The sequence below is a fragment of the Flavobacterium gelidilacus DSM 15343 genome (assembly GCF_000422685.1).
GTDB classification, from domain to species: Bacteria; Bacteroidota; Bacteroidia; order Flavobacteriales; family Flavobacteriaceae; genus Flavobacterium; species Flavobacterium gelidilacus.
In genome coordinates this window covers 188,768-201,788 of the sequence record NZ_AUGN01000004.1, presented here as the reverse complement: position 1 = coordinate 201,788, position 13,021 = coordinate 188,768, and the positions used below count along the sequence as shown (strand labels likewise).

General features: G+C 30.5%; 12 protein-coding genes. 7 read left to right on the top strand and 5 right to left on the bottom strand.

Going from position 1 to position 13,021, the window contains the following annotated elements; all coding sequences use genetic code 11:
• Window positions 1–46: 46 nt before the first annotated feature.
• Entirely contained in the window at window positions 47–1,927 is a 1,881-nt protein-coding gene (locus tag G507_RS0103770; protein ID WP_026716234.1) for a DEAD/DEAH box helicase, read from the top strand.
• Window positions 1,928–1,997: 70 nt separating this feature from the next.
• Entirely contained in the window at window positions 1,998–2,777 is a 780-nt protein-coding gene (locus tag G507_RS0103765) for a carboxypeptidase-like regulatory domain-containing protein (RefSeq protein ID WP_026716233.1), read from the top strand.
• On the opposite strand, the gene G507_RS0103760 is transcribed toward G507_RS0103765, so the two are convergent.
• From G507_RS0103760 to G507_RS17925, 5 genes are all read right to left on the bottom strand, one after another.
• A complete protein-coding gene (locus G507_RS0103760) occupies window positions 2,772–3,428 on the bottom strand; it encodes a TrmH family RNA methyltransferase (protein ID WP_026716232.1) in 657 nt (218 codons plus the stop codon). The two genes, G507_RS0103765 and G507_RS0103760, sit on opposite strands and share 6 nt — an antisense overlap.
• A gap of 120 nt (window positions 3,429–3,548) precedes the next feature.
• Window positions 3,549–5,759, bottom strand: a complete 2,211-nt coding sequence (locus G507_RS0103755; protein WP_026716231.1) for a TonB-dependent receptor — start codon at window positions 5,757–5,759, stop codon at window positions 3,549–3,551.
• Between the two features lie 10 nt (window positions 5,760–5,769).
• Window positions 5,770–7,074: a tetratricopeptide repeat protein gene (locus tag G507_RS0103750; protein ID WP_026716230.1), complete on the bottom strand. Its 1,305-nt coding sequence runs from the start codon at window positions 7,072–7,074 to the stop codon at window positions 5,770–5,772.
• 83 nt (window positions 7,075–7,157) lie between these two features.
• Window positions 7,158–7,748, bottom strand: coding sequence for a DUF4331 family protein (locus G507_RS17930; RefSeq protein ID WP_415776895.1), 591 nt, complete (start codon window positions 7,746–7,748; stop codon window positions 7,158–7,160).
• Window positions 7,748–8,395, bottom strand: a complete 648-nt coding sequence (locus G507_RS17925; RefSeq protein WP_026716228.1) for a DUF4331 family protein — start codon at window positions 8,393–8,395, stop codon at window positions 7,748–7,750. Before G507_RS17925 ends, G507_RS17930 begins: the two co-directional genes overlap by 1 nt.
• 163 nt (window positions 8,396–8,558) lie before the next feature.
• Between G507_RS17925 and G507_RS0103735 the strand changes: the two genes are divergently transcribed.
• The 5 genes from G507_RS0103735 (at window position 8,559) to purB (ending at window position 12,985) form a co-directional block, all read left to right on the top strand.
• Window positions 8,559–9,089, top strand: a complete 531-nt coding sequence (locus G507_RS0103735) for an RNA polymerase sigma factor (protein WP_026716227.1) — start codon at window positions 8,559–8,561, stop codon at window positions 9,087–9,089.
• Entirely contained in the window at window positions 9,082–9,867 is a 786-nt protein-coding gene (locus G507_RS0103730) for an anti-sigma factor (RefSeq protein WP_026716226.1), read from the top strand. The genes G507_RS0103735 and G507_RS0103730 overlap by 8 nt, the downstream gene beginning before the upstream one ends.
• 116 nt (window positions 9,868–9,983) lie before the next feature.
• Window positions 9,984–10,673, top strand: coding sequence for an SIR2 family NAD-dependent protein deacylase (locus G507_RS0103725; protein WP_026716225.1), 690 nt, complete (start codon window positions 9,984–9,986; stop codon window positions 10,671–10,673).
• 44 nt (window positions 10,674–10,717) lie between these two features.
• Window positions 10,718–11,497 carry an SDR family NAD(P)-dependent oxidoreductase gene (locus G507_RS0103720; protein ID WP_026716224.1) on the top strand — a complete coding sequence of 260 codons (780 nt, stop codon included), beginning with the start codon at window positions 10,718–10,720 and terminating at the stop codon, window positions 11,495–11,497.
• A 141-nt stretch (window positions 11,498–11,638) separates the two neighbouring features.
• Entirely contained in the window at window positions 11,639–12,985 is a 1,347-nt protein-coding gene (gene purB / locus G507_RS0103715) for an adenylosuccinate lyase (RefSeq protein WP_026716223.1), read from the top strand.
• Window positions 12,986–13,021: the final 36 nt, after the last annotated feature.

Below are 13,021 nucleotides of genomic sequence, written 5' to 3'. Positions count from 1 at the left end.
TATCCCACTTATAATCAATACCTTTGCACCCAATTTAAAATACTTTATGAATAAATTTGAACAATTAGGTCTGAATGAATCGTTACTGCTGGCGATTAAGGATCTAGGATTTGAAAATCCGTCAGAAGTGCAAGAAAAAGCGATTCCGGTTTTATTAGAAAAAAACACAGATTTAGTTGCTTTAGCACAAACAGGAACAGGGAAAACAGCAGCATTTGGTTTTCCAGCAATCCAAAAAATTAATGTAGAAGATAGAAACACTCAAGTTTTAATCTTATCGCCAACTCGTGAGCTTTGTTTGCAAATAACAAACGAAATGAAGAATTATGCGAAATACATTAAAGGTTTAAACACCGTAGCAATTTATGGTGGTGCAAGCATTACAGAACAAGCAAGAGAAATTAAGAGAGGAGCACATGTAATTGTAGCAACTCCAGGTAGAATGCAAGACATGATTAATCGTGGATTGGTAAACATTAAAAACATAAATATTTGTGTTTTGGATGAAGCCGATGAAATGTTAAACATGGGATTCTATGAAGATATAGTTGCTATATTATCAGATACTCCAGAAGATAAAAACACATGGTTATTCTCTGCAACAATGCCAGCTGAAGTTGCTCGTATTGCAAAGAAATTCATGAAAGAACCAGCTGAAGTAACTGTAGGACACAAAAATGCAGGATCTAAAACTGTATCACATGAGTTTTATGTAGTAAATGCTCGTGATAGATATGAAGCATTAAAACGTTTAGCCGATTCAAATCCAGATATATTTTCTGTGGTTTTCTGTCGTACAAAACGTGATACACAATCAGTTGCTGAAAAGTTAATTGAAGATGGTTATAACGCTGCAGCTTTGCATGGAGATTTATCTCAAGCACAACGTGATGGTGTAATGAAATCTTTTAGAGGTAGACAAATTCAAATGCTTGTAGCTACTGACGTTGCTGCTCGTGGAATTGATGTTGATGATATTACTCACGTAGTAAATTATCAATTACCTGATGAAATTGAAACGTACAATCACCGTTCTGGTAGAACTGGTCGTGCTGGTAAAACAGGAACTTCAATCGTAATTATTACGAAAAGTGAGTTACGTAAAATTTCTTCTATTGAAAGAATCATTCAACAAAAATTTGAAGAAAAAACTATTCCTTCTGGAATTGAAATATGCGAAATACAATTATTGCATTTAGCTAATAAAATTAACGATACAGAAGTTGATCACGAAATTGACAACTATTTACCTGCTATTAATGATGTTTTATCTGGATTAGATAAAGAAGAATTAATTAAAAAAATAGTTTCTGTAGAATTCAACAGATTTTTAGAATATTACAAAAAGAAACGTGATTTATCAGGTTCTGGTGAAAGAAGTGAAAGAAGTTCTGAACCAAGAGAATTTAAAGCTGGTGATGATGTTAGGTATTTTATCAACATTGGATCTAGAGATGATTTCGACTGGATGCAGTTAAAAGATTTCTTAAAAGAAACCCTTGATTTAGGTAGAGATGATGTATTCAAAGTAGACGTAAAAGAAGGTTTCTCTTTCTTTAATACAGACGCAGAACACATGGAAAAAGTTATGTCAGTAATCAATGGTTTTGACATGAATGGAAGAAGAATCAACGTTGAAATTTCTAAAAATGACGGTGGCGGAAGAAGAGATCACAACGGAAGAAGTGGTGGTGGAAGAAGCTCTGGTGGCGGAAGAAGTTCTGGTGGTGGATTTAGAGGAAGTCGTGACGGTGGAAATCGTGATGGCGGAAACAGAAATTTTACTAAAAGAGATTCAGGTTCTGGAAGTGGTGAAAGAAGAAGAAGTTCATCTTCATCAGATGCTCCAAAAAGAGAAAGAAAAAGCTCTGAAGGAGAATCAAAAGGATTTTTTGAAAAAGCTAAACGCTCAAGAAGAAGCGAATAAATAGTTAATATTCTTATAAAACTGCAAAATATCTCTAATTGATTCGTATTTTTGAGTCAATATTTAAAAGATGAGATATTTTGTAGTTTTTTTATGCCTTTTAGTTACCTCTTTTGGTTTTTCTCAAACCAAAAATGATTCGGTGGTGCTTGTTGAGAAAGTTAAAGGTACAGTTGTAAGTATTGAAACATTACTCCCAATGAATAATGTACATGTCATAAACACAACTCAGGTAAAAGGTACTGTTACAAATGGAAGCGGTCAATTTGAAATTGAAGGTGTTGTAAATGATACTATAATTTTTACTTATTTAGGTTTTGAAACTGTAAAAACTGTAATCACAAACGACTGGATTAAAAATAGTACTACAAAAATTAAACTTACCGAAAAAATTTATGTCTTAGACGAAATCAAACTTTCGCAATACAATCTTACTGGTTATCTTGAAGTTGATACTAAAATCATTCCTGTTAACGAAAACTACAGAGCCAATATTACTGGTTTACTAGCTGCTTATGAAGTAGGTGACCGTTCTCCAAATGCTTTAGGAAGAGTTGTTCGTTCGGTGTTAAATCCTGCAGATTTTTTATATAATACGTTTAGTAAAAAAACGAAAGAAATGAAAAAGCTAAAACAAATGAAAGCAAATGAAGACATTAGAAAGCTTTTAGCTACTAAATATGATAGAGAAACATTAGCTTCTTTGTTAGAAATTGATAAAGATGATATTCCTTTAATATTAGAAAAATGCAATTATTCGCAAGACTTTATAAAATCTGCCAATGATTTACAAATTCTAGATGCAATAAGTGGTTGTTATGAAGAATATAAAATGTTAAAACGCTTATAGATTTTCATAAAACCTACCTTCTACATTTTTAATATCTTTAATTGTTTTCCTAGCCCAATCGATACGTTTTTCAAGAATTTCTTCTTCAGATAAATGCCAATTTATATCTGAATTACGCAATCTGTTTGTAATATCTTGAATGATAATTGCAGCTGAAACAGAAATATTTAAACTTTCTGTAAAACCAACCATAGGAATTTTCAAATAACCATCAGCTTGTTGCATTACCTCATCAGATAAACCATCTATTTCAGTTCCAAAAAATAAGGCAGAAGGTTTTGAAATATCAAAATTTTCAATCGTACAAGATTCATTATGTGGCGTTGTAGCGATAATTTGATAGCCTTTTTGACGTAAATCATCAATACAAGCCTGACTAGAAGCATGTTCATTTATATCAACCCATTTTTGGGCACCCATTGCAATTTGCTTGTCAATAGCTTTTCCAAATCTTTGTTCTACAATATTTAGTTCTTGAATACCAAAAACTTCACAACTACGCATAACAGCACTTGTATTATGCATTTGAAAAACATCTTCAACAGCAATAGTAAAATGTTTTGTTCTATTTGATAAAACGTCTAAAAAACGTTGTTTTCTGTTATCTGTAAGAAACCCTTCTAGATAAGTAAGTAAGTCTAATTTTTCCATTTGGGCAAAGATAGATAATTTGATTTTAGTACAAAAAAAACGTCAGCTTAAGATCAAATAAAGACTTAAACTGACGCAAACAAAATAAAAACTAATCCATAACAATCATCCTACCGATCATTAAAAACTATACCCTATTTTTATTTTTGCAAAAAATGGTGTTCCTGGTGTAAAATGAATTTCTTCAACCGATTGAGCTTCATTTTGTAATCTTGATTCGGTTAAAAATTGTGTTTCATTCCATTTGGTATTGAAAATATTTTCAACTGTTAATCCTATATTAAAATTGTTTATTTTATAATTCACATTAAAATCTGATACAAAATATCCTTTGGCAACTACTGAATTATCTTCATTTGCAGCTCTATCACCTAAATATCTATATTTGATTCCTGCAGAAAAACCTTTGTAATCTTTTAGAGTAATTCCACCTGTTGAAGAAAATTTTGGAGCTAAAGGAATATATTCTTCATAATCAACTCCAGTTCTTGCAAAAGCATAATTTCCATCAAAATCAGCAAAAACATAATCACTTAATTGGTATCTGAAACCTAAATCAACTCCATATCTTCTAGATTTTCCTGAAGCTTCCACTACTCCAGCATCACCAACATAGACAAATTCCTGTTGAGAAAACAAAGTCCATAAAGCTGTATTGATAATTAAATTACGAGTTGGTTTCCAAACATTTCCCACATCAACTCCAAAAACACTTGGTACAACTTCTTTGTCTTCTTGCAAAGCTACTCTTGAATCATTCGAATGAAATCCAAAACCAGATTTAATAAAATATTCGACATTATTACTTTGAGAATAACTCAAATTTAATTTTGGTGAAGCCTTAACTGCAGTTGTTGATAATGTTTTAAACATTGGTTCTAAAGCATCTTGGTAATTAAATTTAAAATAATCTAATCGAATAGCTGGTGCAATTTTAAATTTATTGAATTTGAATTCTGAATTAAAATAACCGTACATATTTGATTCATCAATATCACCTAACTGAATATTTTCAAGAACTTCTTGTCTGTTTAAAGTACGAGATAATTCAATTCCATCAATTTCATCCGCTCTAAACCCTACTCCACTTTGTAAGGAAACAACAGTTTCATCTAAAAATATTTTTTTATTGAACTCTGTATTTGCTCCATATAAATTACGGCTTTCTTTTTGTTTAATTTGATCACCATTTATCGGGTCAACTAAGAAAAATGTAAAGTTTGAAAAAAGTGTAAAATCATATTTTGAATAAAACACATTAGTTTTTACAAAGGTATTTTCGTCAATGGATTTTTGATGTGAAACAATAAAGTTTGTTCTACTTGTGAAACCTCCTTCTGTATCATCAACAGCACCAAATCTAGAAATAGTTCCATTGTCTACTAAACGGTTTGGAATTTGTCCTGAAGCATCCCAACGGCTTGAAAACCTTGAAGCTTGTAGTGTTAAATTTGACGAATTATCTAATTGCACATTATACTTTCCAAAAATATTAAATCGGTTGAAGTTTTGAGGTGAATCAAAAGGTCCATCTGTCAATATATATTCAGTTGCAATGTAAGCATTTTGCTTTTTGTTGTTTTCTAAAAGGTTAAAAAGTCCAACCATACGCGTTGTATTAAATTGTCCAGCTTCTAATGTAATAGAACTATTGTCTAATTTATCTTTCGTTTGAAAACTCACAAATCCCGCTGTTGCAAAATTTCCTTGATTGGCTTTGTAAGGTCCTTTTCCGAAATCGATTTTATTAACGGTTTCTGGAATAATAAAGTGTAAATCCGAATAGCCTTGACCGTGCGCGTGAGAAACCATGTTTATTGGCATTCCATCAACACTTAGTGCGACATCTGTTCCGTGATCAACATCAAAACCTCTTAAAAATATTTGTTCAGCTTTTCCACCACCAGCATGTTGTCCAATAAATAATCCTGGAACTTTTCTAAGAATTTCTTGAGAAGAATTGACTGGATTTGTCATTAAATCAATTTTAGTGATATTATTTGTTGTATTGATTCCAGAACTTAAAACTACTTCATTAAGTTGAATAATATCATCTTCCAAAATAACTGATAATCCTAGATTAATATCATCAACTGAAACAATACTAGTTTTATAGCCTAATTTACTGATTCGTAAAACATCTCCATTTTGAGTTTTTTCTATGCTAAATTCACCTAAATCATTAGTGTGTGAATGTGAGTCTGAATTAAGATTAATGATGTAAACTTCACTTAAAATACTTTCATCAGAATCCATAATTTTTCCTTTCGCTATTTGTGCTGAAACTATAGAGTAACAACACAGTAGCAATACTGTTATATAAAATTTCATGTTGATTTTGTTATAAGTTCTTAATCTTGCTTTCTAAACTTGGACCTAATTCATAAATACTAGCTAATAATTCTTTTTTCATTGGAGCAATTTCAGCTGTTTTATTATTTGCTTTTAGAATTTCTGCGTTATGATAAACAATATTAGGTTCAAAAGATTTTCCTATTGTATATTTCTCAATAATTTCCAAAGCTTTTTCTTTTTCTCCAATTTTGAAATAACTCCAAGCCAATAAATCATAAGATTCTGGTGTTGGTCTGTTTTCGATTTCTTTTTGAGCAATTTTTAAGGCTGCATCGACTTGTAATGGCTTTTCGGCCATAAGTAAAACATTGTATTTGTTATACATGTCACCATAATCGTGTGAAGCTAGAATTTCATTATAAGTTTTAATAGCTTTTGCTTCCTCAACTTTATTATTTTGAAATTCTGCAATTTCAGCTTTCAATAAATATAAATCAGGTACTAAATGTTTTGATTCAATAGTATTTATAATTTCTAAAGCTTGTTCTGGATTTCTTTCGTGAGAAAAAGATATCCAAGCTATCCCTTTTAAAGCATAAGTATTGTTATTGTCCTCTTCTAACGTTTTTAGATAATACTTGTAGGAATCATCAATTCTACCAGCATGACCATAAAAATCTCCAATATTAGAATAAACCCAAATTTTTAAACCTTTATTATTTTCATTTTCAGCAATTTTTAATGCTTTTTCCATACTAGAAATAGCTGTATCTAAATCACCTTTGTGATCATTCCATTTCGCTAAACGAATTAAATAATCAAAATCATTAGGTAATTGAATAGCTGTTAATTTTTCTTTAGCCGAATCATAACTTCCTAATTCCATATAAACATCAAAAAGCATTTTATTGGTTCCCATTCTATTTTCACCTAATTTTTCTGCTTTTTCTAAATGTGATAAAGCTTCTTTAAAACGGTGTTGAGAAATATAGTTGCGAGCAATTGCTCTGTGTATTCCTGAGTTTTGTTCCACAAATTTTTCATTTGCTTCTAATAAAAGTTTTTCAGCTTTGTATAAGTCATCAATTGATCCTTTAATTTCGAATAATCGAGAATATTGAGAAGCTAAAGTTATTAAATAAGAAGACTGATTTGGTGCAGCATCAAATTTCGTCTGCCAAAATTCGATTTCCTTATTTATATCTTGTAGTTTTTTGTTATCATTTACTTCTAAATAAGCTTTATAATCTTCTTTATTAGTAATTTGATTTGATTTTTTGGATGTACAATTAGAAAACACGAATGGTATTACTAAAAGTAAAATCAGCTTTATTATTTTGTTAGTTTTCATTGTAGGTAGGTTTTTATTTTGTTTTGTTTTGTTTGAAAATTAAAAGAGCGTAATTAAAAACTACGCTCTTTTAAAAAGTAATTCTACCAAGGAGATGCTAAGTATGGAAAAGATGTTAAAAACGCTTTGTCATTTGATCCTACATTATCCGAAGTTAATCCAGGATTATCAGCAGCCATTGGCCCACCGAAGATTAAAATTAATTCCACATCAATAACATCATCTCCTAAAGCTCTTCCAGTTAAAACGTTTGTTCCATCATAAAAAGTTGTTGGAGCAGTTGTAGAAACATTTAAAACGTCAGTTGCTAAAACAGATGTGAAAGTTGGAGCATCTAAACCTAATAAATTTGTTGTATAACCTGCATTTAAAGCTAAAAGTTTCGTTTGAAAAGCTGATTGAAAACTTGCACCCATTGCAGAAGGTGTAGTTGTATTAAAAGCATCTTTGTTACCAGAACTTACAAATACTGTGTTAATGGCTGGTCTACCCATTTGATCTTGTTGTGTATAAGTTCCACTAAAATCAATTTCAGTTTGCGAATCAATCGGTTGTGATGTAAAACTATCATCATCACTACATCCAACAAATAAAATTGATGTTAGAATTGAAGCCGTAGCTACTATATTTTTTATTGTTTTCATATTGTTATTATTTAAAGTGTTTGTAAAAATTATTTTTTCTTAGTTTCAACCCAAGTATTCAATGTTCCTGTACCTCCTAAAAGAGATTTTGGTAACTCAACTACAATTGACATTACATTTGAACCTGCAAATGTATCTGAACCAGGATTATTAAATGAAGTTGCAGTTCCAGCAATAATTGCAGAATACTGACCAAAGTCAAAGAAGAACGGATCATCTCTTAAACCAGCAAACATTTTCGCTCCATTATTTGTAGTAATAATTGGTTCACTTCCATATGGAGTAATAGATATACTTCCTAAAGGTTTTTCTGTTTTAACCATACTAGTTGTTCCTGCTGTTCCTGGTGCTACAGGACCAAAGAAAAACATAACTCCATTTCTTGGAATTGCTTGAATAACTAAATCTTCAACATTATCTCCATTGTTGTCAATGTTAAATTCTACCATTACATTTTCATCAAATGAAGCTGATGAACTTGCTGTTGGCGTAATTAAACCTTGAACATTTGCTACAAACACCATATTGTCTGTATTTGAACCTTGAAAAGCATAAAAATCAGTAATGTCTGATTTTCCTCCTGCAACAGCTGGGGCATCAATGTGATCCGCTGCAATTAAAGTAATTGCTAAAACTCCCGTTAAAGCCAACCCTAATAAAATTTTTGATTTTTTCATTTTGTTAGTTTTTAAATTATTAAATTATTTTTATCCTTATTAAATGTATGCGATACACATTTCAATAATAGATTTATAACTACAGTTACGAGAGAACTTTCGTTTTGGTTTTAAAAAAGATGAAAAAAAATTTATTATTTATTTTTTTACTACTTTTACCACTATGGAACAAGAAGAATTAATAAAGGAATTACTAAAAAAAGATGATAAATCTTTTACTCTATTATATGATAACTATTCAAAAAGTTTATATGGAGTGATTTATAATCTTATTAGAAATACTGAAGAAGCAGAAGATGTGCTGCAAGAAGTATTCGTTAAAATCTGGAAAAACATAGATTCTTATAATGAATCTAAAGGTCGTTTATATACATGGATGCTTAATATTGCTAGAAATACAACCATCGACAAATTACGTTCTAAAAACTTTAACAACAGCCAAAAAAACTTATCTTCCGATAATTTCGTACATATACTTGAAGATAGCTCGAGAGCTACCAATAGAATCGATGCTATTGGTATAAAAGAGTTTATCATGAAGCTGAAACCAAAGTGTGTACAAATAATAGATCTTTTGTTCTTTCAGGGTTATACCCAGCAAGAAGCGTCAGATGAATTAGAGATGCCATTAGGGACAGTAAAGACGAACAATAGAAATTGTATGAACGAATTAAGAAAAATGATCCATGACTAGTAAAGAATATATCGAATCAGGAATTTTAGAATTATATGTTTTTGGAAAACTTTCCGAAGCAGAAAATAATGAAGTCCAACAAATGATGGCTGACTATCCTGCCGTAAGACAAGAAGTAATTGCCATAGAAAATACTGTAATTGATTTATCACAGAGCGTTGCCCCAAGGTTATCTGCAACAAATTATGAGAAAATTAGAAATCAGATTTTAGACAAACGCAAAGTCGTTAAAATGAGTCCTTCTAAATCTAATTGGTCATCTTATATTGGATGGGCAGCTGCAGCAGTACTTGTAGTTGGATTTGGATTACAGTTAAATAAACTAAATGATACTAATAACACAATTGATAAATTAGGCGCTGAAAAATCAGTAATGCAAGAATCAATAGTAGATTTAGAACTTAAGAAAAAAGAAGCAGAAACAGTTTTAGCCATTGTTAGAGATAATAATAATCAAGCTGTTGCACTGGCTGGACAAGCTGTTTCTCCAGAATCTTACGCAAAAGCATATTATAATAAAGTCACAAAAGAAGTTTACGTTGATGTTGCTGGTTTACCTACTCCGCCAAAAGGAAAAGTATATCAAGTTTGGGCTTTAAAACTTACTCCATTAACACCAACAAGTATTGGAGTCTTAGATAACTTTACAGCTGACAATACTAAAGTATTCAAAGTTGATAACGCTCAAGATGCAGAAGCATTTGGAATTACTTTAGAACCAACTGGAGGAAGTGTTTCTCCAAACTTAGAACAACTTTATACATTAGGAAAAGTTTAAAAAATTCTAAATAAAATAATTAAATCCTTCAGATAATTTTTATTATTCTGAAGGATTTTTTTTATATTTGATATGACAAGTTTAATCTAAAAAAAACCGTTTTTACAGAAAATAATATGAAAAAAATTGTTGTATTAACTGGTGCTGGAATAAGTGCCGAAAGTGGCATCAAAACCTTTAGAGATGCAGATGGTTTGTGGGAAGGACATGACATTATGGAAGTAGCTTCTCCTGTTGGATATATGAACAATCCTGAATTAGTCTTAGACTTTTACAACAAAAGAAGAAAACAACTTGCTGAAGTACAACCCAATTTAGCACACACCATTTTAGCTGAATTAGAAACTGACTTTGATATCACAATCATTACTCAAAATGTGGATGATTTACACGAACGAGCAGGAAGCACTAAAGTCATTCATTTACACGGAGAATTATTAAAAGCAAGAAACGAAAAAGATATAGATTCAATAATCAATTGGAATAAAGATATTATTTTAGGAGATTTAGACTGTAATAACATCCAACTACGACCACATATTGTTTGGTTTGGTGAAGAAGTTCCAGAAATGGAAAAGGCTATGGAAATTATAGAAGAAGCAGATTATTTATTAGTTATTGGAACATCATTGCAAGTTTATCCAGCTGCTGGTTTAATTAATTATGTGAATGAAGATGTTTTGGTTTATTATATAGATCCAAAACCTGCAACCATTTATGATTTAGATAATCCTTTAAAAGTTATTCCGCTTTCAGCAACCGAAGGCATGAAGATTGTTCGTGATGAATTTAGAAGATTGAAATAAGTTTTAAATGAATAAACAAACTTCAAAAAAAATACATAAAAAAAATGAAAAAAACAGCATTAATTACAGGAGCAAGTAGCGGAATTGGTGAAGAATTTGCTAAAATACATGCTGAAAAAAGAGGAAATTTGATAATTGTTGCTAGAAGTGAAACCAAATTAAAAGAATTAAAAAAAGAACTCGAAGATAGATATAAAATAGATGTATTTGTAATTGTAAAAGATTTGACTGAAAAAAATGCAACAAGAGAAGTTTATGAAGAAATAAAAAATGCAGGTTTAAAGGTAGATTACTTAATTAATAACGCAGGTTTTGGTGGTATAGGTAAATTTAATGAAAGAGATTTAGAACAAGACATGGCAATGATAAATTTAAATATAAGTGCATTGACTTCCTTAACACATTACTTTTTGCAAGATTTCATTAAAAATAATGAAGGAAAAATTCTTAACGTTTCTTCAACTGCGAGTTTAATGCCAGGACCTTTGCAAGCTGTTTATTTTGCAACAAAAGCTTTTGTGTCTTCTTTTAGTAACGCAATTGCAGAAGAATTAAAGAATACAAATATCACTGTTACTAATTTAATGCCTGGAGCAACCGAAACTCAATTTGGAAAAATATCAGGTATGGATAAAACTATAATGTTTAAAAAAACTGCTAGTGCTAGAAATGTTGCAAAAGCTGGATATATTGGAATGTTAGATGGTAAATTAGATGTTATTTCAGGTCTTACTTTTACACAAAAGATAATGACTTTAATGATTCCGTTAATTCCAAAAAAGATTTTGTTAATGCAAGTGAAAAAAATGCAAGAAGTAAAATAAAACAAAATTATAGTTGATAATGTCCCAATTGTTAATTTTTAAAAAACTAATCAATATACTTATAAAAAGTTTTAAACTAATAACTGATAACTAATCACTAATCACTATTTTTGCATTTCTTTACATCACAACACAAAAAAAATGCAAAACCTAACGGAATTAAACGCTATTTCTCCAATCGACGGACGTTATAGAAACAAAACAAAATCATTAGCACCTTATTTTTCTGAAGAAGCTCTAATTAAATACAGAGTTTTAGTGGAAGTTGAATATTTTATTGCTTTGTGCGAATTGCCTCTAACACAACTTGAAAGTGTCGATGTAAAAAAGTATGAAGCCTTACGCGATTTATATAAAAACTTCAGTACAGAAGATGCACTTTGGATAAAAAACACTGAAAAAACAACAAATCATGATGTTAAAGCGGTTGAATATTTCATCAAAGAAAAATTTGAAGCTTTAGGATTATCAAAATATAAAGAGTTTATCCATTTTGGGTTGACTTCTCAAGATATTAATAACACTGCAATTCCACTTTCTACAAAAGAAGCTTTTGAAGATTGTTATTTACCAACCCTAATTTCTTTAGTTCAAAAATTAAAAGAGTTGAGTGTAGAATGGAAAGACATTCCTATGTTAGCAAGAACTCACGGACAACCAGCTTCTCCTACTCGATTAGGAAAAGAAATTTTAGTTTTTGTAGAACGAATTGAAGAACAAATGCGTTCGTTATTCAACGTTCCTTTTGCTGCCAAATTTGGTGGTGCAACTGGAAATTACAACGCGCACAAAGTGGCTTATCCAAACCAAGATTGGAAACAATTTGGAACTGATTTTGTAGAAAATGCTTTAGGTTTACATCATTCTTTTCCAACAACACAAATAGAGCATTACGATCATTTTGCAGCGTTTTTTGATGCTTTAAAACGTATTAACAACATAGTATTAGATTTAGACAGAGACATTTGGACTTATGTTTCTATGGAATATTTCAAACAAAAAATAAAAGAAGGTGAAATTGGTTCATCAGCAATGCCACATAAAGTAAATCCAATAGATTTTGAAAATAGTGAAGGAAATTTGGGAATTGCCAATGCGATTTTCGAACATCTTTCTGCTAAATTACCAGTTTCTCGTTTACAACGTGACTTGACTGATAGCACGGTTTTAAGAAATATTGGTGTCCCATTCGGACATACTTTAATTGCTTTCGAAGCAACTTTAAAAGGTTTAAACAAATTGCTTTTAAATGAAAGTAAGTTTGCAGAAGATTTAGAAAAAAATTGGGCTGTTGTTGCAGAAGCGATTCAGACAATTTTAAGACGTGAAGCTTATCCAAACCCTTATGAAGCTTTAAAAAATTTAACAAGAACAAATACGGTTATCAATAAAGAATCTATTCATGCTTTTATTGAAACGTTGAATGTTTCAGATGAAATTAAAATTGAATTGAAACAAATTACTCCAAGTAATTATTTAGGTATATAAATAGACTTTACTTAGAACTTTTAAAATCCTGTTATT